General features: G+C 64.7%; 18 protein-coding genes. 5 read left to right on the forward strand and 13 right to left on the reverse strand.

What is annotated here, in order from left to right; genetic code table 11:
- Window positions 1-11 precede the first annotated feature (11 nt).
- From ybaK to mobB, 8 genes are all read right to left on the reverse strand, one after another.
- On the reverse strand, window positions 12-485 hold the full coding sequence (gene ybaK / locus AC1RR3_RS15635) for a Cys-tRNA(Pro) deacylase (RefSeq protein ID WP_492823996.1): 474 nt from the start codon (window positions 483-485) through the stop codon (window positions 12-14).
- A 279-nt stretch (window positions 486-764) separates the two neighbouring features.
- Window positions 765-3,533 (reverse strand): formate dehydrogenase subunit alpha, encoded by a 2,769-nt coding sequence (fdhF, locus tag AC1RR3_RS15640; protein ID WP_492823997.1) that lies wholly within the window; start codon window positions 3,531-3,533, stop codon window positions 765-767.
- Window positions 3,530-5,239 carry an NADH-ubiquinone oxidoreductase-F iron-sulfur binding region domain-containing protein gene (locus AC1RR3_RS15645; RefSeq protein WP_492823998.1) on the reverse strand — a complete coding sequence of 570 codons (1,710 nt, stop codon included), beginning with the start codon at window positions 5,237-5,239 and terminating at the stop codon, window positions 3,530-3,532. The genes fdhF and AC1RR3_RS15645 overlap by 4 nt, the downstream gene beginning before the upstream one ends.
- Window positions 5,240-5,488: 249 nt before the next feature.
- Complete coding sequence (locus AC1RR3_RS15650; protein ID WP_492823999.1) at window positions 5,489-5,770, reverse strand: hypothetical protein; 282 nt, start codon at window positions 5,768-5,770, stop codon at window positions 5,489-5,491.
- Window positions 5,771-5,864: 94 nt separating this feature from the next.
- Window positions 5,865-7,520 (reverse strand): OFA family MFS transporter, encoded by a 1,656-nt coding sequence (locus AC1RR3_RS15655; protein ID WP_492824000.1) that lies wholly within the window; start codon window positions 7,518-7,520, stop codon window positions 5,865-5,867.
- 313 nt (window positions 7,521-7,833) lie between these two features.
- Window positions 7,834-8,109, reverse strand: coding sequence for a sulfurtransferase TusA family protein (locus AC1RR3_RS15660; RefSeq protein WP_492824001.1), 276 nt, complete (start codon window positions 8,107-8,109; stop codon window positions 7,834-7,836).
- Window positions 8,110-8,154: 45 nt separating this feature from the next.
- Window positions 8,155-9,411, reverse strand: a complete 1,257-nt coding sequence (locus tag AC1RR3_RS15665; RefSeq protein ID WP_492824002.1) for a molybdopterin molybdotransferase MoeA — start codon at window positions 9,409-9,411, stop codon at window positions 8,155-8,157.
- A gap of 9 nt (window positions 9,412-9,420) precedes the next feature.
- Window positions 9,421-9,948, reverse strand: a complete 528-nt coding sequence (mobB, locus tag AC1RR3_RS15670) for a molybdopterin-guanine dinucleotide biosynthesis protein B (RefSeq protein WP_492824003.1) — start codon at window positions 9,946-9,948, stop codon at window positions 9,421-9,423.
- A gap of 213 nt (window positions 9,949-10,161) precedes the next feature.
- On the opposite strand from mobB, the gene fdhD reads away from it, so the two are divergent.
- A complete protein-coding gene (gene fdhD / locus AC1RR3_RS15675) occupies window positions 10,162-11,052 on the forward strand; it encodes a formate dehydrogenase accessory sulfurtransferase FdhD (protein WP_492824004.1) in 891 nt (296 codons plus the stop codon).
- Window positions 10,997-11,674 carry a molybdenum cofactor guanylyltransferase MobA gene (gene mobA / locus AC1RR3_RS15680; RefSeq protein WP_492824005.1) on the forward strand — a complete coding sequence of 226 codons (678 nt, stop codon included), beginning with the start codon at window positions 10,997-10,999 and terminating at the stop codon, window positions 11,672-11,674. Before fdhD ends, mobA begins: the two co-directional genes overlap by 56 nt.
- Window positions 11,675-11,680: 6 nt before the next feature.
- On the opposite strand, the gene AC1RR3_RS15685 is transcribed toward mobA, so the two are convergent.
- The 4 genes from AC1RR3_RS15685 to AC1RR3_RS15700 are packed head-to-tail and all read right to left on the reverse strand — an operon-like array spanning window position 11,681 to window position 16,823.
- Window positions 11,681-12,811 (reverse strand): FAD-dependent monooxygenase, encoded by a 1,131-nt coding sequence (locus AC1RR3_RS15685; RefSeq protein WP_492824006.1) that lies wholly within the window; start codon window positions 12,809-12,811, stop codon window positions 11,681-11,683.
- Between the two features lie 53 nt (window positions 12,812-12,864).
- Window positions 12,865-14,814: a molybdopterin biosynthesis protein gene (locus tag AC1RR3_RS15690; RefSeq protein ID WP_492824007.1), complete on the reverse strand. Its 1,950-nt coding sequence runs from the start codon at window positions 14,812-14,814 to the stop codon at window positions 12,865-12,867.
- Window positions 14,815-14,827: 13 nt separating this feature from the next.
- A complete protein-coding gene (locus tag AC1RR3_RS15695) occupies window positions 14,828-15,934 on the reverse strand; it encodes a molybdopterin-binding protein (RefSeq protein WP_492824008.1) in 1,107 nt (368 codons plus the stop codon).
- 55 nt (window positions 15,935-15,989) lie between these two features.
- Window positions 15,990-16,823: an ABC transporter substrate-binding protein gene (locus tag AC1RR3_RS15700; protein ID WP_492824009.1), complete on the reverse strand. Its 834-nt coding sequence runs from the start codon at window positions 16,821-16,823 to the stop codon at window positions 15,990-15,992.
- A gap of 404 nt (window positions 16,824-17,227) precedes the next feature.
- Between AC1RR3_RS15700 and AC1RR3_RS15705 the strand changes: the two genes are divergently transcribed.
- Both AC1RR3_RS15705 and AC1RR3_RS15710 read left to right on the forward strand, forming a co-directional pair.
- Window positions 17,228-18,121 (forward strand): substrate-binding domain-containing protein, encoded by an 894-nt coding sequence (locus AC1RR3_RS15705; protein WP_492824010.1) that lies wholly within the window; start codon window positions 17,228-17,230, stop codon window positions 18,119-18,121.
- 104 nt (window positions 18,122-18,225) lie between these two features.
- Entirely contained in the window at window positions 18,226-19,440 is a 1,215-nt protein-coding gene (locus AC1RR3_RS15710; RefSeq protein WP_492824011.1) for an ABC transporter substrate-binding protein, read from the forward strand.
- A gap of 193 nt (window positions 19,441-19,633) precedes the next feature.
- Here the strand turns inward: AC1RR3_RS15710 and AC1RR3_RS15715 are convergent, their stop codons facing one another.
- Complete coding sequence (locus tag AC1RR3_RS15715) at window positions 19,634-20,611, reverse strand: TAXI family TRAP transporter solute-binding subunit (RefSeq protein WP_492824012.1); 978 nt, start codon at window positions 20,609-20,611, stop codon at window positions 19,634-19,636.
- Window positions 20,612-20,718: 107 nt separating this feature from the next.
- Between AC1RR3_RS15715 and AC1RR3_RS15720 the strand changes: the two genes are divergently transcribed.
- A complete protein-coding gene (locus AC1RR3_RS15720) occupies window positions 20,719-21,693 on the forward strand; it encodes a Bug family tripartite tricarboxylate transporter substrate binding protein (RefSeq protein WP_492824013.1) in 975 nt (324 codons plus the stop codon).
- Window positions 21,694-21,984 lie beyond the last annotated feature (291 nt).

Below are 21,984 nucleotides of genomic sequence, written 5' to 3' on the forward strand. Positions count from 1 at the left end.
GAGCGCGCCGATCAGGCGACCAATTCCGCGGCGACCGCCCTCGACACGTCCCGCACATCGGCCGGCTTGAGCCGCACCTGCAGTCCACGCTGGCCGCCATTGACATACACATACTCATGCGCGAGCGCGCTCTGCTCGATCACGGTGCCTACCTGCTTGCGTTGCCCGAACGGGCTGATGCCGCCAACCTTGTAGCCGGTAACGCGCTCGGCCTCGGGCGGCTTCATCATCTGCGCCGACTTGCCGCCGGCCGCGGCAGCGAGTTTCTTCATCGAGACTTCCTGGTGTGACGGAACGATGACGCAGACCGGCTTGCCGTCGACCAGCGCCATCAGCGTCTTCAACACGCGCGCCGGGTCTTCGCCGAGCGCAGAGGCTGCCTGAAGGCCGATGCTCTCGGCGTCGGGATCGTAGTCATAGGTGTGAACGGTGAATGGAACACCGGCGGCCGTAAGCGCGCGTGTGGCGGGAGTGACTTTGGACATCGGCTACGTTTACCACCGTCATTGCGAGGAGCGAAGCGACGAAGCAATCCAGAGTCTTCCCGCGGAGACAATCTGGATTGCTTCGCTGCGCTCGCAATGACGGTAGGGCAAGCTGGCACCACACAACCACTGGATCGCCCGGCTTGACCGGGCGATCCAGTACGCCGAGACAGTTATGATTGAATCGATGGGCGGCGGCGTACTGGATTCCCCGCCTCCGCGGGGAATGACAGCGGTTTATGTGGCAAGCCTCGTGCGCGATGACGACGAGGCCTTCCCCTACTCCGCCGCGTCCCTCATCTCCGCGCGCTCTGCCCGCGCCGCGCAGAACTTGAATTCCGGAATCTTGCCGAACGGATCGAGCGCCGGATTGGTAAGCAGGTTCGCAGCCGCCTCGGCATAGCAGAACGGCATGAACACCATGTTCTCCGGCACGTCGCGATCGGAGCGGACCTTGACCTCGACCGCACCGCGGCGGGTCTCCAGACGAATGAAATCGCCGGGGGCGAGCTTCTTCTTCCGCATGTCCTTCGGGCTCATGAACGCGACCGCCTCCGGCTCGATCTGGTCGAGCACCTGCGCACGGCGGGTCATCGAGCCGGTGTGCCAGTGTTCCAGTACGCGGCCAGTCGAAAGCACCATCGGATACTCGTCGTCGGGGATCTCGTCCGGCGGGATGACGTGAGCCGGCACGATCTTGCCCCGCCCGCTCGCGGTCGGGAAGCCCGTGGTGAAGATGATCTCGTTGCCGGGCATGTCGGGACCGTCGACTGGATAGGTCACCGCGCCTTCGCGCACCAGCCGCTCCCAGGTGATGTTCTTCAGCGACGGCATCAATTGCGCCATCTCGGTGAAGACATCGCCGGGACCGGCATAATTCCACGGCAGGCCCATGCGCTTGCCGATCTCCTGGATGATCCAGAGATCCTGCCGTGCATCGCCCGGCGGCTTGATCACCTGGCGCGCGAGCTGCACGCGCCGGTCGGTGTTGGTGAAGGAGCCTTCCTTCTCGGCGAAGGCCGAGGCCGGCAGGATGACATCGGCATGGAATGCGGTCTCGGTGACGAAGAGATCCTGCACCACGAGATGATCGAGCATGGCGAGCGCCTGGCGCGCATGCTGGAGATCGGGATCGGACATCGCGGGATTCTCGCCCTCGATATACATGCCCTTGATCTCACCGGCATGGATCGCGTTCATGATCTCGACCACGGTGAGGCCGCGCACGGGATCGAGGTCCTGGTCCCACAGCTTCTCGAAGGCCCCGCGCAAATCGTCGCGGCCGACCGGCTGATAGTCCGGCAGGAACATCGGGATCAGACCGGCGTCGGAGGCGCCCTGCACGTTGTTCTGGCCGCGCAGCGGATGCAGGCCGGTGCCGGGCCGACCGACCTGGCCGGTGATCAGCGCCAGCGCAATCAGGCAGCGCGCATTGTCGGTGCCGTGGACGTGCTGGCTGATGCCCATGCCCCAGAAGATGATCGACGATTTCGCGCGCGCGTAGGTCCGCGCGACCTCGCGCAGCGTCTGCGCCGGGATGCCGCAGATCGCCTCCATCTTCTCCGGCGTGAACTCCTTGATCTTCTCCTTGAGGTCGTCGAAGCCCTCGGTATAGCCGGCAATGTACTGGTCGTCGGTCAGGCCTTCCGTGATGATCGTGTTGATCATCGCGTTCAGCATGGCGACGTCGGAGCCGGGCTTGAACTGCAGATGCTTGGTCGCATGGCGCGACAGCGTCTGCCGGCGCGGATCCATCACGAACAGTTTTGCGCCGTTCTGCTTGACGGCGTTCTTGATAAAGGTCGCGGCGACCGGGTGGTTCACGGTCGGGTTGGCGCCGATCACGATGATGACCTCGGCGTCCATGGCGGCCGCGAACGGCGCCGACACCGCGCCAGAGCTCAGGCCTTCGAACAGCGCCGCCACCGACGAGGCGTGGCACAGCCGTGTGCAGTGATCGACATTGTTCGAACCAAAACCGGTGCGCACCAGCTTCTGGAACAGATAGGCTTCTTCGTTCGAGCCCTTGGCCGAGCCGAAGCCCGCCAGCGCTTTCACGCCATTGGTGTCACGGATCTTGACGAGACCCTTGGCGGCGATGTCGAGCGCCTCTTCCCACGACGCTTCGCGGAAATGGGTGAAGGGATTGGCGGGATCGACTTGGTCGTTGGAATCCTTCTTCGCATTCGGCAGCCGCACCAACGGCTTGGTCAGGCGATGCGGATGGTGGATGTAGTCGAAGCCGAAGCGGCCCTTGACGCAGAGGCGATTGTGGTTGGCGGGGCCATCGCGGCCTTCCGCATAAATCACCTTCTCGTCCTTGACCTCGTAGGTGACCTGGCAGCCGACGCCGCAGAACGGGCAGAGCGAATCCACCTTCTTGTCGGCATAGGTGACGCGGGTCTGGTTCTCGTCGAGCATCACGGCCGGCATCAGGGCTCCGGTCGGACAGGCCTGCACGCATTCGCCGCAGGCGACGCACGTGGACTCGCCCATGGGATCGTCGAAGTCGAACACGATTTTGGAGCCGTGACTACGATAAGCCATGCCGATGACGTCGTTGACCTGGACCTCGCGGCAGGCACGCACGCACAGGCCGCACTGGATGCAGGCATCGAGATTGACGCGCATCGCCGGATGGCTGGCGTCGGTTGCCCAACGCTCCGCCGCGGGGAAGCGGCTCTCGGTGACGCCGGTCGTCTCGGCCCAGTGCCAGAATTTCGAGTCCGGATCGTGCGAGGTCTCGCGCGCCGGCTGGTCGGCGACGAGCAGCTCCATCACCATTTTTTGCGCAGACACCGCACGCGCGCTCTCGGTCTTCACCTTCATGCCGACTGACGGCGTGCGCTTGCAGGATGCCGCAAGCACGCGCTCGCCCTCGATCTCGACCATGCAGGCGCGGCAATTGCCGTCGGGGCGATAGTCGGGCGCCGGCGAATAGCAGAGGTGCGGGATCTCGCGACCCTGGCGGTGCGCGACCTGCCAGATCGTCTCGCCGGGACTGGCCTCGACCTGCTTGCCGTCGAGTTCGAACGTAATCTTGGTCATTCGGCCGCTTCCTTGAACTCGTCAGGGAAATATTTGATCACGGTGGTCAGCGGGTTCGATGCCGCCTGTCCAAGCCCGCAGATCGAGGCATCGCGCATCGCCTGGCTCAATTCTTCCAGCAGGGCGCGGTTCCAGACCGGCTTCTGCATCAGCAACGCCGCCTTCTGGGTTCCGACGCGGCACGGCGTGCACTGGCCGCAGCTCTCGTCCTCGAAGAACTTCATCAGGTTCAGCGCCGCCGCGCGCACGCTGTCCTTCTGCGACAGGATCACGATCGCGGCCGAGCCGATGAAGCAGCCGTATTTCTCCAGCGTGCCGAAATCGAGCGGGATGTCGTCCATCGCCGCCGGCAAAATGCCGCCGGAGGCCCCGCCCGGCAGGTAAGCGTAGAACTGATGGCCGTCGGCCATGCCGCCGCAATATTCGTCGATCAGCTCGCGCACCGTGATGCCCGCAGGCGCGAGCTTCATGCCGGGATTCTTCACGCGCCCCGAGACCGAGAAGCTGCGCAGGCCGTGACGCTCATGGCGGCCATGGCCCTTCCACCAATCGGCGCCCTTCTCGACGATGTCGCGCACCCACCACAGCGTCTCGATGTTGTTGATCAGCGTCGGCAAGCCGAACAGGCCGACCTGGAACGGATAAGGCGGCTTGTGCCGGGGCAAGCCGCGCTTGCCCTCGATGCTTTCGAGCAGCGAGGATTCCTCGCCGCAGATATAGGCGCCGGCGCCGCGGCGCATGTGCAGCGTCGGACCGCCCGGCGGGAGCTTGGCGATCTCGCGCTCGAGAATCTCGCGCGAGGCTGGATATTCGTCGCGCAGATAGATGTAGACATCGGAGGCCTGCACGACATGCGCACCGATCAGCATGCCCTCGATGAAACGATGCGGATCGCTTTCGAGGTAGACGCGATCCTTGAACGTGCCGGGCTCGCCCTCGTCGCCGTTGATCGCCATCAGCCGCGGACCGGGCTCGCCGAGTACCGCGCGCCATTTGCGCCCGGTCGGGAAGCCGGCGCCGCCGAGGCCGCGCAGCGAGGCGTCGTCGAGCCCCTTCAGCAGATCGTCCTTCGGCAATTCGCCTGATAGCACGCGATTGAGCAGCTTGTAGCCGCCGCCGGCGACATAGGCGTCGTAGTCGATATATTTGGGCAGATGCGCGTGCGTCTCGCCGGCCTTCGCTGCGGCCAGCACGTTGGCGACGGTGGCATGGTCGACGAAATTATGTCCGACTTCCGCAGCAGGTGCAGTGTCGCAGCGACCGACGCAGGGCGCGCGCACGACGCGGATGCCGGGGCCCGCGGCGTCTTGCAAATCCGCGAGCAGTTTTTCGCCGCCGAGCATTGCGCAGGTCAGCGAGTCGCAGACGCGGATCGTCAGCGGCGCGATATCGGGCTCGCCTTCCTTTACCACGTCGAAATGCGCGTAGAACGTCGCGGTCTCGAATACTTCGGCAAACGCAAGCTTCATCTCGTCGGCGAGCGCGGCGAGATGTGCGGCCGAGATCTGGTGATATCTGTCCTGGACCAGGTGCAGATATTCGATCAGCAGGTCGCGCCGCCGCGGCCGGTCGCCAAGCAGCTGCTCGATCTCATGCGCGGCGGTCGGATCGACCTGGCGCCCTTTGGGCGTGGATTTGGCGCGCCGGCGCCCCTCCCCCGGATGCTCGAATTCTCTGACCTTGTGAACGTCGTCGTTGCTGCTCATGGAAACGCCGCGTTCTCCCTAAAAGCGCGATGATCTCAGGGCGAGATTGCCATCGCGATCCACCCGCATTTCCAGGCCTGACATTCGGGAATCGCGTCGCCCGCATCCCCTCGGTCAGGTCTCATTCCGGGCGATTCTAGCTTCTGGTATACCAGACGCCAAGCAAATTTAGAACGTCTCTATAACCATTTAGGAGGCGGGCAGTCGCGCTGCCACGCCCCCTTACGCAAACGCGACGTGGAACCCGCATCAGGTCTTGTTCATGCACTCTTCGATGTAGAACCAGCGGTCGTCGCCGATCAGGCCCTTGGCCTTCACGTCAGTGCGGCAGGCCTTCAGCTTCGGCTTGTTGGCGGTCCACTTCGCCTTCATGTCCTTCAGCTTCTGCACGGTGAGCTTGATCTTGCCCGGCTTGGCCTCGGTGGTCGCGGCCGGTGCGGTGGTGGCAGGCGCCGCCGCGGTTTGCGCGGACGCGGCATGAACGCTTGCGGCCAGCAGCACGGCGGCAAGGCAGATACGGGTACGAAGCATCAGAATCCCCCTAAGTCCCATTCTCGATGATGTCTAAAAGGACGAACGCCGCGGGACGCCTTTGATAAGCGTCCCGCTTCTGTCTCGACGGCGATCAGAAGATCTTGACCGCGCTCTCCAGCGTCTTCCAGACACCCCAGAGCAGGGGAACGCCGACGAAGGCCCAGAACAGCGCCGCCTTGGCGTCAAGCCCGCCAAATCCGATGCCGTAGGAACCGTGCGGCCCCGCAGCAGCGGCGCTGGCGCTCGCCGCCTGCAACTTGGCGACATCGGCCTCCTTCATGTGCCATTTCGGATCGACCGGCTTGATCAAATAGTTGCAGATCAGGCCCGCGATCAGCATCGCGCACAGGATGTACATGGTGGTGTTGTAGAGCTGGTCACGCGGCACGCCGGCCGCGAGCTGGAACTCGCGGATATAGTTGACCACGACGGGGCCGATAATGCCCGCGGTGGACCATGCCGTCAGCAGCCTTCCGTGGATGGCGCCCACAAACTGCGTGCCGAACATGTCGGCGAGATAGGCCGGCACGGTCGCGAAGCCGCCGCCATACATCGACAGGATGATGCCGAAGCCGAGCACGAACAGCAGCTTCGAGCCCATCGCCGCAAAGGTCGGCGCCAACGCATAGAGCACGATGCCGAGGATGAAGAACGTATAGTAGGTGTTCTTGCGTCCGATCTTGTCCGACAGCGAGGCCCAGAAGAAGCGGCCGCCGATGTTGAACAGCGACAGCAATCCGGCGAAGCCCGCGGCGATACCCGCGATCTGCGCCTTCTGCCCGGCATCGAGCGCGTTGAAGCCGACATCCGGCAGGCCGATCAGCTTGCCGGCGAAGATCTCCTGCAACATCGGCGAGGCCATACCGATCACGCCGATACCCGCCGACACGTTCAGGCAGAGCACCCACCAGATCAGCCAGAACTGCGGTGTCTTGTGCGCGTCGTTGAGATGGACGTTGGCCTTCGAAATCATCGCGTTGGCCTTGGACGGCGGGGTCCAGCCCTCGGGCTGCCAGCCGGGCGGCGGCAGGCGATAGCGGAACGCGCCGATCATCATGAACACGAAGTAGATGACGCCCATCGCGACGAAGGTCTCCCAGACGCCGACCGAGGTCGGAGTCTTGAAGTAGTTCATCAGCAGGTTCGCCAGCGGCGCGCCGATCATGGCGCCGCCGCCGAAGCCCATGATGGCCATGCCGGTCGCCATGCCGCGGCGGTCCGGGAACCACTTCACCAGCGTCGATACCGGCGAGATGTAGCCAAGGCCAAGACCGATGCCGCCGATCACGCCCGAACCCAGCCACAGCAGCCAGAGCTGATGGGTGTAGACCCCGATGGCACCGAGGAAGAGGCCGCCGCACCAGCACAGCGCCGAGACGAAGCCGGCCTTGCGCGGACCCACGCGTTCCAGCCAGCCACCCCAGACCGCAGCCGCAATACCGAGCAGCACGAAGAACAGCGTGTACATCCACCCCATGCTGGCGACCTTCCAGTCGCAGCTGGTCGTGAACAGTTCCTGGAATAGCGACATGTCTGCGCACGCCTTCGGCGCGGTCAAGCCGACCGCGCGCGAGAGCGGCAGCCAGAACACCGAGAAGCCGTAAGCCATGCCGATGCAGAGATGGATACAGAGCGCCGCCGGCGGCACCAGCCAGCGATTGAAGCCGGCGGTTGCGATGGTCCGCTCGCGATCAAGAAAACCCGCGCCAGCGCCCGAAATGGTCCCAGCGCTCTCGATAGTAGCCATAGATTCCTCCCCTCAGCTGCCCTTCTGAGCAACCTGCCGCTAAGATCCTGTCCTCAGCCCGTTGCGGTGCAGCCTCTGTCCCTGCTGCTCCGCACAATCATCCGACGCGCGCCAGGATCGTCACGCACATCCAAAAGTTAACCCCTCGAGCGGGGCTCTGTCCCGATACGACGTGCAAGCTTCGTGTGCGGCCCGTTGATCCGCGTATCGCAGACAAGACTCAACCTCCGCGCCTGCACGGAGAAAGTCAATTTGGGCAGAAGCCATGATCGATGTCGATAGACAAAAGGTCGGTATCAGCGCGGTAACGTTCTCACGAACGCAGCGCACCATTGACGCCCTCTATCGAACCATTTGATTTTTCTATCAAGAACACGATGCGCGCGTCGTTGCGCTCGGTGATCTCCACCGTGTCGCCGGTCTCGCGGATCAGGTTCGGAATGTCAATCACCGACAGGGGATCGGTGCAGTGGACTTCGAGCTGATCGCCCGGCTGTAACGGTTTGAGCGCCTTGCGCGTCTTCAGGGCGGGTAGCGGGCATTTCAACCCGGTAAGATCGAGCGTGGTTCTGGTCTTCATTCTAGTCATGGGCGCAACATGGCGGGGTGAGGCGATGGCGTCAACGCAACTGCATCAGAGCAGATCGGCATAGGACAAGAAACCTACGCCCTGCCCCGGCTCGACACGCATGATGTCCTCGCCGAGTTCAATCAGGCCATCGGTCTCGACTAGCGACGACAACAGCCCGGCGCCTTCGCGCGGGAACTTGACCGCTTCAAGAGCGCCGTCCTCTCCGCGCCGCAACGAGGCGCGAACATATTCGCGGCGGCCGATCTTCTTCTTGTAGGCGAACGCCGAACGCACCGGGATCGGCAACAGCGTCTCCGGCAGACTGCCTGCCAGCGCCAGCACGGTCGGCCGCACCACGTGGACGAAGGTGACAAAGCTCGCAACGGGATTGCCGGGCAATCCGATCAGCGGCGTGCCGCCGATGATGCCCATCGCAACGGGTCGGCCGGGCTTGATCGCCATCCGCCACAGCACCAGCGAACCAATGCTCTCCACCGCCGCCTTGACGTGATCCTCCTCGCCGGTGGAGACGCCACCGGTGGTGAGGATCAGGTCATGGCCGCCTGCCACCTGCTTCAGGCCATTCGCGAGCGAAGCCCGCTCGTCCCGCAGGATGCCGAGATCGCTGACCTCACAGCCAAGCCGGCGCAGCATTGCCATCAGCATGAAGCGGTTGGAATCGAACAGCTGCGAGGCCGCGCGCGGCTCGCCGGGCGAGGCCAGTTCGTCGCCGGTCGAGAACACCGCGACGCGAATGCGCCTGACCACATCGAGCCTGGTCAGTCCGAAGGCCGCGGCAAGCGCAACATGCTGCGGCCGCAGGCGCTGGCCGGCGCGCAGCGCGACGTGTCCTTGCGGAATGTCCTCGCCCGCGGGGCGGACATTCGCGCCGGGCTTAAGCCCGGGCGGGAGCACGATCTTGCCGGCCTCGTCGATGCAGACATCCTCCTGCATGAAGACCGTCTCGGCCTCGGGCGGCATCGGCGCACCCGTGAAGATGCGCGCGGTGTGGCCGGGCTTGATCGACGCTTGCGCAAGGCCGCCGGCCTGGATGCGGCCGTCGAGCGGAAACGCCTGCTCCGCGCTATCAGGAAGATCGGCGCTGCGCACGGCATAGCCGTCGACGGCCGAGTTGGTGAACGGCGGCAGCGGCAATGGTGCCGCGATATCGCGCGCCAGCACGCGCCCGTCCGCATCGACGAGTCCCACGGTTTCGAAACCGGCGATCGCATTGACACGAGTCGTGATCAGGCCAACGGCCTCGTCGACCGACATCATCGGTCCGCCGAAGGCAAAACAATCGTCCGACAGTTGCGCCATGGTACCTCGTCAGCGCATCGCGGCGCTTTTTGCCACCGCTTCCTCGACCGGCATCGCCGCACGCAGCAGCAGCGCCGCCGCGGCCTCGATATCATCGAGATGGACAGTCGGTAGGCGAGTGTCAACCGCTATATCGGTCGCGATCCCAGCGATGCCGGGATCGTCGGGAAACAGCAGCGGCTTGCCATTGGCGGCGCGATACACCTCGATCTTACGATGCGGCTCACGCTTGAAACCTTCCACCACGACGAGATCGACGGCCGACAGCTTGCTCAATAGTTCCGGCAGCCGCGGCTCGGCCGCGCCGCGCAGCTCGTGCATGATCGCCCAGCGGTTCGACGAAGCCACCAGCACCTCGGCCGCGCCCGCCTCGCGATGGCGCCAGGAATCCTTGCCGGGCACATCGACGTCGAACTGGTGATGCGCATGCTTGATGACAGAGACCCGCAGGCCCTGCGCATTGAAATGCGGGATCAGCCGCGTCAGCAGCGTGGTCTTGCCCGCACCGCTCCAGCCTGCAAGGCCGATGACTTTCATTCCAGCTCCGTCTCCGCGAGCGACCTGGTCCTGTGGAACCGCCGTTCTCTTTCGTCATTGCGAGGAGCGTAGCGACGAAGCAATCCAGACTGCCGCCGCGGAAATAGTCTGGATTGCTTCGCTTCGCTCGCAATGACAAAGAGGCGGCATTTTGCGCTCTCTCCCGCCATGCTTATATCGGCTTGACCCGAATGTCATGCTAACGTCACGGCCATGATGAAGATCGACAAAGTCCCGGTGCCCCTGATCGTCCCAAATCCCGACGATCCGCGCCTGACCCAGCGCGTGACCGGGACCGACCAGTCCGGCGCCAAGGTCGAGATCAAGGTGCCGATGGAGCGACCACTGACGCTCTATTTGAATTCGCAGGAGATCGTCACCATGATGACGATCGGCGACTACCCGGAATATCTGGCGCTGGGCTATCTGCTGAACCAGAACATGCTGAAATACAATGACGCGGTCACCGAGGTCGAATACGACGACGACCTCCAGGTGGTCGTGGTGCGCACCGAGCATCACACCAATTTCGAAGCCAAGCTGAAGAAGCGGACCCAGACCTCGGGCTGCGCGCAGGGCACCGCCTTCGGCGATCTGCTCGAAGCCGTCGAGAGCGTCGCGCTGCCGAAGGCTGAGCTGCGCACCTCCTGGCTCTACCAGATGACGCAGACCATCAACACCATGCCCTCCCTCTATCTGGAAGCCGGCGCGATCCACGGCTGCGTGCTGTGCAAGGAAGGCGAGCCGCTCTGCTACACCGAAGACGTCGGCCGCCACAACGCCGTCGACAAGATCGCAGGCTGGATGTACCGCCACGGCGTCGATGCAGGCGACAAGATCCTCTACACCACGGGGCGCCTTACCTCGGAGATGGTGATCAAGACGGTGCGGATGGGCATTCCGATCCTGGTGTCGCGCTCCGGTTTCACCGCCTGGGGCGTCGATCTTGCAAGACAGGTGGGCTTGACGCTGGTCGGGCGTGCACGCGGAAAACGCTTCATGGCGCTCGCGGGTGAAGAGCGCATCGTCTACGACCAGAACCTCGACTATGTCGAGGAAGAGTCCGCAAAGCACAAGCGCAAGGGTGAAGCTGGTGACGACTGACTTTCCAGCCACGCAAGGCGTGCTGCTCGCCGGCGGTCTCGCACGACGCATGGGCGGCGGCGACAAGCCGATGCGCACCATCGGCGGCCGCACCATTCTGGAGCGCGTAGTCGCGCGCCTTAAGCCGCAATGCGAAGGATTGATCCTCAACGCCAATGGCGATCCCGCGCGCTTCGCCGCATTCGGCTTGCAGGTCGTCGCCGACGACGTGCCCGGCTTTCCCGGCCCGCTCGCCGGCATCCTCGCCGCGCTCGACTGGTCCGCGGCGAACCGGCCGGAGGTCGAATGGGTGCTCAGCGCCGCCGGTGACTGCCCGTTCCTGCCGCGCGATCTCGTCGCGCGCCTGCATGAAGCGCGGGGCAAAGAGAACGCGCAGCTCGCCGTTGCGGCATCAGGCGACCAGACGCATCCGGTGATCGGACTTTGGCGCGTGGATTTGCGCGAGCAACTGCGTCACGCGCTGGTGGTCGAGGACGTCCGCAGGATCGATCGCTGGACTGCGCGCCATCCGCTCGCAACAGTGACATGGCCGACCGAGCCGCTCGATCCGTTCTTCAATGCCAATACGGTCGAGGATATCGCGGAAGCCGAACGGCTGGCGGCGCTGGATGAGGCGTCTTAATCGAGCTCAAGCCGCCAGCGGCACCGACCAGGCGTCGTAGCCGTAGACCCAGCTCGTATCGGTCCGCTCCCTGAGCCAGACGTTGGCGCGCGAGGTCTCCTGCACCCGTGTCGTCCGCTCTTTCCGTGTCGTCTCGAAGCGGCGGAACGCATCTGCGACACCGTCGCGGTCGATACCGTCGAGGCAGCGCGACAATACGGCGGCGTCCTCGATCGCCATGGCCGCACCCTGCGCCATGTAAGGCGTCATCGGATGGCAGGCATCGCCGAGCAGCGTCACCTTGCCGTCGGCCCAGTGATCGAGCGCCTCGCGATCCATGATCGCCCATTTGTGCACGTCGGGGCATGCCGCCAGCACCTGCCCGACCTGCGGATGAAAGCCTTCGAACGAAGCACGCAGATCGCGCACGTCACCCTTGGCCGACCAGGACTCGATACGAAAATCCGGCTCGGGCTGGCTGGTGACGAGATAGACCTCGCTGCGGTCGGGCTTGACGTAGTAGATCACGATGTGGCGGTCCTCGCCCCACCATTTGGTGCAGTCGTCGATTGTCTCGCCGCCGAGCAGCGCAGCGGGAAAGGTCGTGCGATAAGCGATGCGGCCGGTGAATTTGACGGGCGCGGTGTCGAACAGGATGTCGCGCACAGCTGAATGCACACCGTCCGCGCCGACCACGGCATCGGCCACTGCGCTGCTGCCGTCGGCAAAGCTCAGCCGGACGCCGTCGCCGGTTTCGTCAAGGCCAACGAGCTTATGATTGAGCTTCACGAGCTCACTCGGCACCACGCTTGCCAGCGCCGCATGCAGATCGCCGCGATGGGCGAGCAGATAGGGCGCACCAAATTTCTCTTCGGCGCTCTCGCCAAAGATCATGTCGAACTTGATGTCGCCGCTCTTCCAGTCGCGGTTGTTCCAGGAGCGTGGATAGAAGGACTGGGCTCGCATCCGCGCTTCCAGCCCGAGCGCGCGCAACACCTTCATGGCGTTGCAGCCGATCTGGATGCCGGCGCCGATGCGGGCGAATTGGGAGGCCTGCTCGTAGACCATCACATTGATGCCGACGCGCCTGAGCGCCGCGGCGGTCGCGAGCCCGCCCATGCCGGCACCGACGATCGCAACCGAAAGCGGCCTTGCCATTGCGTCCCCCACCCTGTTCTCCGCGTGGCTTGAATGCCGCGTCGTCGTCTACACTACGCAGGCCGAAAGCCCGCTCGCTCCAGCGCCGCGCGCGCTTCGTCCGAGCCGAGTGCATCGAGAAAAGCCTGCACCGCCGGACGCTGCTTGCGCGCCGCCACCAGCGCGAAATCATAATGCTCTTCCGCCAGCGGAATGAAACCGAGGCCGACCGCATGGGCGACCGGCGCAATGGTCATGCCCCAGTCGGCGCGGTGCTGCGCGACAGCGGCGGCCACGGCGTTGTGCGAGCGCGGCTGGTTCCAGTAACCTTCGGGCCGCGTACCGCCGAGCAGCCGGTCAATCAGGATGCGCGTGCCCGCGCCCTGGTTGCGGTTGACCATGATGCAGGTGGGATCAGCGAGCGCAGCGGCGACGGCTTCCTTTGCGCCGAGCCCCTCGAAGCGCTTGTCGCCCTTGCGGAACACGATACCCTGCATTCGCCGCCAGCCTGGCACGAGCTCGAGCCCCTCGACGAGGTACGGCGTGTTGTAGCTTTCGCTCTTGTCGTCGAACAGATGGATCGGCGCCAGATCGCATTCGCCGCGCTTCGCCGCCGCAAGGCCGCCGAGGCTGCCAACCGCGATCGAGCGCACGGTGATGCCGGCATGTGCAAGCTGCGCGGTGACGAGGTCGAGGCCGGTGCAATGGCTGCCGACGATAACGAGATCGGGGACACGCACATGCGGCGTGAACAGCGTGACCTCGGCGTCGGTCCCCGCCGGCATCTGATCAGCGAGCGCATCGATGCGCAAAAAGCCGTCGGCCTGCGCAAAGGACGTGATCGCACCGGATCCCTTGCCGGTGGGATAGGCGATCAGGCCGTCATTGCCCTCGACCAGCGAGACCATGACGAATTCGGTGCGGCCGAGCTCGGAAGAGATCCGCACCGGCACGGTCGCATTCACCTTCGCGTCCGAGCGCGGCGGAAGGCCGGCCATCCTGCGCAACACCGGCACGATCATGTCGTGGAAGGTGAACATCGCCGAGGTCGGAAAGCCCGGCAGGATCACCACCGGCTTGCCGTCGCAAACCGCAAGGCAGAGCGGCTTGCCGGGCTTGAGCGCAACGCCATGCGCGATGATGCCCGGCGCACCGAGCCGGCCGATGATGCGATGGGACACATCGCCAGCGCCTTTCGAGGTGCCGCCCGACAGCACCAGCATGTCGGCATCCGCCAGCGCGCGGCGCATCGCGGATTCGAGCTGCGTTTCATCGTCGGGAATGGCGCCGAGGAAGATTGCCGTGCCACCGTTCTCGTCAATCGCCGCCGCGACAATCGCGCCGTTGGTGTCGTAGATCTCCGCGCGCGCGAGCGCCTCACCGGGCTGGACCAGTTCGTCGCCGGTGGAGATCACCGCGACACGCGGCTTGCGCGCGACTTTCACCTCGGCGATGCCGCTGGCCGCCAGCATGCCGATCTCGCGCGATCCGACGATCGTGCCGGCACGCAGTAGCGCCTCGCCGCGCGCGATGTCCGAGCCCGCATAGGACACGAACTGTCCCGGCGAGACAGCACGACGCACCTCGATCGCGTCAGATCCGGTCGGCTGGGTATACTCGACCATGACGACGGCGTCGGCACCACGCGGCAGCGGGCCTCCGGTGGCGATCAGCGTCGCGGTTCCTGCTGCGACTTGCAGCGTCGGCGCAGTGCCGCAGTGAATGATCTCGGCGTTCAGCACGAGGCGGACAGGTGCGCCTTCGCCGGCCGTAGCGAGGTCCGCCGAGCGGACGGCGAAGCCGTCGACATTGGAACGGTCGAAAGGTGGAACGTCGATCGGCGCCGTGACGTCTTCGGCAAGTGCCCCACCCAGCGCAGCGCCGAGCCTGCGCGCCTCACCCGGGATCGCGCGTGGGAACAGAGCCGACTCGAACCGCGCCATCGCTTCCTCACGCGAGAGGATCTTGAGGAACTGCTCCTGTTCGAGCACGCTGCGGTCTTGCGATTGCGGGATCATGGTCATGCCGGAACCCATATCACTCCCGCATCAGATAAGCACCGACGGTCGCGCCTGCCGCAAATCCCTCGTGGCTGCCGGGAATGATCAGCCAAGCATGCGCACGGGCGATCGCGTTGAACGACCATTCGCCCACCGCTATCGGAACCCACGCCTGATGTTCCTCGGCCAGCAATGCGATTTCGGCAATGCCGACGCCGGACGCGATTTTTCGCGCGAGCGGCAAGGTCATCTGCCGGCGCGGTCGGCGGGCCGACAGACGATCGACGAGAGGGAGCACGAGCGCGAGCCATGCCGCGAGCGCATGATCCGGCGAGCCGGGCAAGACAAGGACGGGAACTTGTCCAAGCCGCCCGACCGCGGCGGTGCGGCCCGGCTGAAGCGCAATGCCGTGGGCGATCACCTCGCCGCGCCGCCCCAACGCGGTCACGGCAGCATCATGGCGGCCGACGCCGCTGCCGCCGACAATCAGGAGCAGATCGCAGGCGGAAGCATCGAGCGCATCGGCAATCGATGCTTCATCGCGCGCGGCCGCCTCAAGCGCCGTCGCGGCCAGTCCCGCCCCGCGTGCGGTCCCGGCGATCATATGCGCCGTCGTCGACGCGCCGGGGACATTGACGATACGCAGCCGCGGCCGTCGCACACTCAGCCTGTTCAGCGCCGCGACATCCGCGAGCAACAGATCGGCCGGACCGATCGGATGCCCCTCTGCACCGGCCGGCGTGCCGGCGGCGATGTCGCTTCCGGCGCGCCTGATGCCCTGCCCCGGCACGCCCTCGGCCAGCACCTGCGCAAGCGGACCGGATATTTCGACGGCGTCGGCATCGAGCACACAGTCGCACCCCTCCGGCATCGCATCGCCGGCCTCGACCCATGGCGGCACATGAGTCAGATGTAGCGGCGAATAGGCGGACGCACCGACGAGATCGTTGGCACGCAACGCCCATCCGTCCGCGGCGGCAGTGTCGTGCGGCGGATGGGCCGCAAGCAGCGGCGCCCCCGCCGCAATGCAGCCGGCCGCTTCGGTCAGCGGCAGTTCCACCGGTGCAAGCGGCGTCAACTCGTTCAGCAACGCGGCGAGCGCGGTGTCGAGCGGCGTCAGCGATGGCGGCAGGCGCTGGGTCATACGCCATGATGGACCATGCATCGCCCGCTTTGGCAACTGCAGGAAGATCCGGATGTCAGCCGCCCGATCTGTCCGCATTTGGAAAGAACAGCTGCTGCCCGTCGACCTTGTAGCCGGCGATCGCCGCCTGTCCCTCCGGCGAGATCAGCCAGTCGACGAAGCTTTGCCCCAGATCCTTCTTCACGCCTGGAAATTTTTCGGGGTTCACCAGCATCACGCCGTACTGGTTGAGCAAGCGCTTGTCGCCTTCGACGATAATGTCGAGGTCGCCGCGCTCCCTGAAGGCGATCCAGCTGCCGCGGTCCGACAGCACATAGGCATTTGCGACGCGCGCAGCTTCGAGCGCCGCGCCCATGCCCTCTTTGGCCTCACGATACCAGGCGCCCTTGGCCGCGGCGATGTCGATGCCGGCGACGATCCAGAGCGCGAGCTCTGCGGCGTGGCTGCCGGAGCGATCGCCGCGCGTCACAAACGGCGTACCCTTGGCCTCGATCGCCTTCAGCGCGGTCGCGATGTCCTTGCCCTTCACGCCGGCGGGATCGCTCTTCGGCCCGACCAGCACATAATCGTTGTACATCACGTCGAGGCGCTTCACGGCAAAACCGTCGGCGACGAATTTTTCCTCCTGCGGCCGCGCATGAATCAGCACGACATCCGCCTCGCCCTTGCGCGCCCCGTCGAGCACCTCGTCGGCGCGCCGCGCAATCACCTTGACGTCGATGCCGGTCTTGTCACGGAAGATCGGCAGAAGATGATCGAGCAGGCCGGACTCCTGCGTCGATGAGGTCGAGGCCAGCACAATAGTTCGGTCCTCCGCGATCGAGGCCGAAACACTCGCAGCAAGGCCGCAAAGAAGCGCTAGTCCAATAGGCAGGCGGCGAGCAGCCATGGCTGGTTCCCTTTGATGTGCGCAATCATGATGATCGATTGCGCCGCACTCGTGACGTGTTTGCCGATTGCGAGCCCGGCCGGAACACCAAGAGATAGAGCAGAAATCATATCACTACCGGCAGCGGGCTTCGCTGCGCGCGGCCGATCGCGTTGCGGCGGTCCACTCGGGAAATTTCGGCAATCAATCAACCGGCACGTTGATTGCAATCACGAACGAGGCAGTCGCAAGGCCCGCACCATTCGCGCGTCGCAAGATCGTCAACCAAGATCACATCGCGTCTCAGGATGTGTTGCAAAGCAACGAGATGATCAGGCATGGTCCTGGCGGACATAAAGTGAAATGCAGAATTCCACCTGCGACGAAAGTCCAAAAAGAAGCAAGAATTTGCATAGGAATGCAGGATGGAATTCCTGACGACCAGTGAAGCCGCTGATTACCTCCGACTTGGCGAACGCAAGCTCTACGAACTTGTCACGACCGGCGCGATCCCCTGCAGCAAGGTGACCGGGAAGTGGCTATTCCCGCGGCACGAGCTCGATCTCTGGGTGCTGTCCGGACTGGCGCGCCCTGCGGGCATGCTGGCCACGGAGCCGCCACCCGTCATGGGCGGCAGCCAGGACGAACTGCTGGATTGGAGCCTGCGCGAATCCGGTTCCGGCCTGGGATCGATGAGCGAGGGAAGCGCACGCGGGCTCGAGCGCCTGCAGCGCGACGAGGTGACGGCCGTGGCAGTGCACTTCCACAGCCTGGATGCCGCCGGCAATGTTGCCTCCGACGCCAGTGTGACGGCGCTGCGGGACGCGCCGGACCTGCATGACGCGCTGCTGGTCGCTTTTGTGCGCCGTGAGCAGGGCTTGGTGCTGCCGCCGGGTAATCCGAAGCGGCTGCGCAGTCTCACCGACGTGCTCGCACTCGGCGCCAAAATGGCGATGCGACAACAGGGCACGGGCGCGCAGATGCTGCTCGACGTGCTGCTGAAGCGCACGGACGCCACCACCCGCGATTTGCGCCGGGTGGAGACGCCGGCCCTCACCGGGCCGGATCTTTCCGAAATGGTCCGCGCTGGACAAGCCGATTGCGGGATCGCGACGCGCGCCGCGGCGCGCTCGGCCGGGCTGGATTTCGTCCCGCTGGTCTGGGAGAACCTTGACTTGGCAATGCGGCAGCGCAGCTATTTCCGCCCGCCGATGCAGGCGCTGATCCGGTTTCTCAGCGAACGGCGGCTGCGCCAGCGCGCCGAGGAGCTGACCGGCTACGATCCCTCACCTGCGGGGCAAATCCGCTTCGCGGCCTGAGATTGACGCCCACCCCAAAATAGTTGCAAAAGAAACCAATTCAGCCGGGCCGTACCCGGGAAAAAGCAACACCGGCCAACGAGCCGGATCAGGGGAGGACAAGCGTGAATCCAGCGAGATTTGGACTGCCGGTCGCGGCCGCCTTGGTGGCGGCGCTGCTGCCGGGCGCCGCAATGGCGCAGGTGTCCGACGACGTCGTCAAGATCGGCGTGCTCACCGACATGAACGGCCCGGCCTCGGCGCCGACCGGCCAGGGCTCGGTGACGGCGGCGCAGATGGCGATCGACGATTTCGGTGGCACCGTGCTCGGCAAGCCGATCAGCATCGTGATCGGCGATCATCAGCTCAAGGCCGACATCGGCGGCGCGATCGCGCGGCGCTGGTACGACGTCGACCAGGTCGATCTGATCGTCGACGTGCCGGTCTCCGCGGTCGGGCTCGCGGTGCAGAACGTCGCCAATGAGAAGAAGCGGCTGTTCATCACCCACTCCACCGGCACCGCCGATTTCCACGGCAAGTTCTGCTCGCCCTACGCGATGCAGTGGGTCTTCGACACCCGCGCGCTCGCGGTCGGCACGGCGGACGCGGTGGTCAAGCGCGGCGGTGACAGCTGGTTCTTCATCACCGACGATTACGCTTTCGGCCACTCCCTCGAACGTGATGCCTCCAGCGTCATCACCGCCAATGGCGGCAAGGTGCTGGGCTCGGTGCGACCGCCGCTGGCAACGCCGGATCTCTCGTCGTTCGTGCTGCAGGCCCAGGCCTCCAAGGCCAAGATCATCGGCATTGCGGCAGGCCCCCCCAACAACATGAACGAGATCAAGACCGGCTCGGAGTTCGGCGTGTTCAAGGGCGGCCAGCAGATGGCGGCGCTGCTGGCGCTGATCACCGACATCCACGGCCTCGGATTGCAGGCCGCGCAAGGCCTGTTGCTGACGACGTCGTTCTATTGGGACATGGACGACAAGACCCGCGAATGGTCGAAGCGCTATTTCGCCAAGATGAACAAGATGCCGTCGATGTGGCAGGCCGGCGTCTATTCGAGCGTGATCCACTATCTCAACGCCATCAAGGAAGCCGGCACCGACGACCCGCTCAAGGTCGCGGCAAAAATGCGCGAGAAGCCGGTCGAGGATTTCTTCGCCCGCAACGGCAAGCTTCGCGAGGACAATCTGATGGTGCACGACCTCTGGCTGGTGCAGGTGAAGACGCCGGAAGAGAGCAAATATCCGTGGGACTACTACAAGATCCTCACAACGATCTCGGGGGAGAAGGCCTTTGGCCCGCCGGACCCGGCATGTGCGATGGTGAAGAAGTGAGATTGGCGAGTCTGAGGCCGTGGTGACGGTGCACCCTCTCCCCTTGTGGGAGAGGGTGGATTCGCGAAGCGAAGCCGGGTGAGGGGTTGCTTCCGCGAGTCGTCTTTCAGCTTCGAGTTCGCGGATAGATACCCCTCATCCGGCGCTTCGCGCCACCTTCTCCCACAAGGGGAGAAGGGAAGTAAGTGCGTGGCTACTTCACCAGCCCGATCTCGCGAAAGTACTTCATCACGCCGGGATGAATCAGCTCGGGCTTCGGCGCCGCCGCGACCGTGTTCGACGCGGTGGTCTCGCAGGCCTGCGCGAGCTGCTTGCAGAACATCGCCTCGGCGCCGTGCAGCGTCTTCGCCAGGCGATAGGCGACATCGTCGGGCAGATCTTCGCGCGTCAGCACAAAGCTCCAGGAGCCGAGCGAGGCGATCGGTTCGGACTGTTTTGGGTAGCTGCCGGCGGGCACGATCATCGGCTTCAGGAACGCGTGCTTGGCGCGGATGCGCGTGATCTCTTCGGCGCTCGGCGCGATGAAGCGCGCGCCTGATGCGCTCGATGCCACCGCGGCGAAACCGGGCCAGCCGATGCCGGCGCCCCACAGTGCGGCGACGCGGCCATCCTCGACCATCGCGGGGCCATCGCCGGCGCGATCGAGATAGATGGCCTTGAAATCCTCGTCCTGCTTGAGACCGAGGCCATCGAGCACATAGCGCGCCAGGATCGGCAGGCCCGAGCCTTTGGCGCCGAACGCCACCGGCTGTCCGACGAGATCGCGGATGGTCTTGTACGGACTGTCCGCACGCACCACGAACATGCCGGGGTTGGAATAGATCGCAGTCAGAATCTTCAGCCGCACTGGTGCGCGGCCGATGCCGGCGAAGGCCTCATAGGCCGGCTCGCCTGCGACCAAAGCGAGATCGAGCTCGCCCTTCTCCAGCAGCGGAATGTTCTCGTTGCTGCCCTTGGTGTTGCGCGGAGCGATGGTGATGTGCGCATCAGCCGCGTTCATCGCTTGCGCAAAGGCATTGCCATAGAGTGGGAAGCCGCCGCCGGGCGTCGCGGTGCCAAGACTGAGAGAAAGGCTGAGTGTCGTGGTCGGAATGGCCGTGCCTCCGGTTTGAGCAGCGGCAGGGCTGGCGAGCAGCACCGCGGCGAGAAGGATAGGAGATGCGAATCTCATGGTCGGTCCCGGCGGGCCTGCGTCAACACCGACTTGCGGCGAAGTAGGCAGCGGCCCGATTTTGTGAAAGCATGCAACCCAACGACAATAGAACAATGGGAGGCGTCATGTTGCGAATTTTGCGTAACAGTGTTTTCGGGCTGGTTTTTCTCTTTGGTCTTTTCAGCGCTGCCCCTCCCGCCTCCGCTGGCTACCCCGAGCGCCCCGTGCACTGGATGATCGGCTTTGCCGCCGGCGGGCCGGTCGACATCGTGGCGCGGATCATGGCGCAGTGGCTGTCGGATCGTTTCGGCCAGCAGTTCATCGTCGAGAACAAGGCCGGCTCCGGCGGCAACATCGCGGCCGCCGCCGCGATCAATTCGCCGCCGGACGGCTACACGCTGCTGTTCGTCGCGCCCAACAACGCGATCTCGACCTCGCTGTACAAGAAGCTGCCTTACGATTTTCTGCGCGACACCGTGCCGGTGGCCAGCATCATGCAGCTCACCAACATGCTGGTCGTCTCCAACGCGATGCCGGTGAAGACGGTCCAGGAGTTCATCGACTACTGCAAGGCCAATCCCGGCAAGATCTCGTTTGCCTCGTCCGGCAACGGCACCTCGGTGCACATGTCGGCCGAGCTGTTCAAGGCGATGACCAAGTGCGACATGGTGCACGTGCCCTATCGCGGCTCGGCGATCGCCTTCCCCGACATCATCTCCAACAAGGTGCAGCTGATCTTCGACAATCTGCCGTCCGCGCTTGAGCAGGCGAAGGGCGGCAATGTCCGCGCCCTCGGCGTGACCTCGCCGCAGCGCTGGCCTGGTGTGCCCGACGTGCCCGCGATCGCCGAGACCGTGCCCGGCTTCGAATCGGTCGGCTTCTACGGCATCTCCGCGCCGAAGGGCACGCCGCCCGAGATCGTCGAGATCCTCAACAAGGCCGTCAACGAGGCCCTGAAGGACCCGAAGCTGGTCGCCCGCCTCGCCGAGACCGGCGGCATCCCCAAGCCGATGACGCCGGCCGAGTTCGGCAAGCTGGTCGCGGACGAGACGGAGAAATGGCGGAAGGTGGTGGAGTTCGCGGGGGTGTCGGTGGACTAGGCAGTAGCCGCCGCGGGATCAAGACTCACCGTCAAGACGTTTGAGGGGCCAACAGGCCTCTCAAACACAAAAAGCGCGAAAACAACCCCATGCACAGTAGAAGAATTGAGCAATCACAAAGGCTTAGGGAAGCCCCAAGAGAGGCGCCGGCCCATGCGCCAAAGACCCTTTGACTCGTCGGGCAAAACAGGGGCATAATGCGATTATTCCGAATTCTATCCTCGTCCGACCCGCGTGCGCTTTCCGCGCAATCCCGCGTTCCGTCTCGATCAGGCCAGCATTGCACCCCCG

Source organism: Bradyrhizobium sp. GW821-FHT13H05 (genome assembly GCF_058804065.1).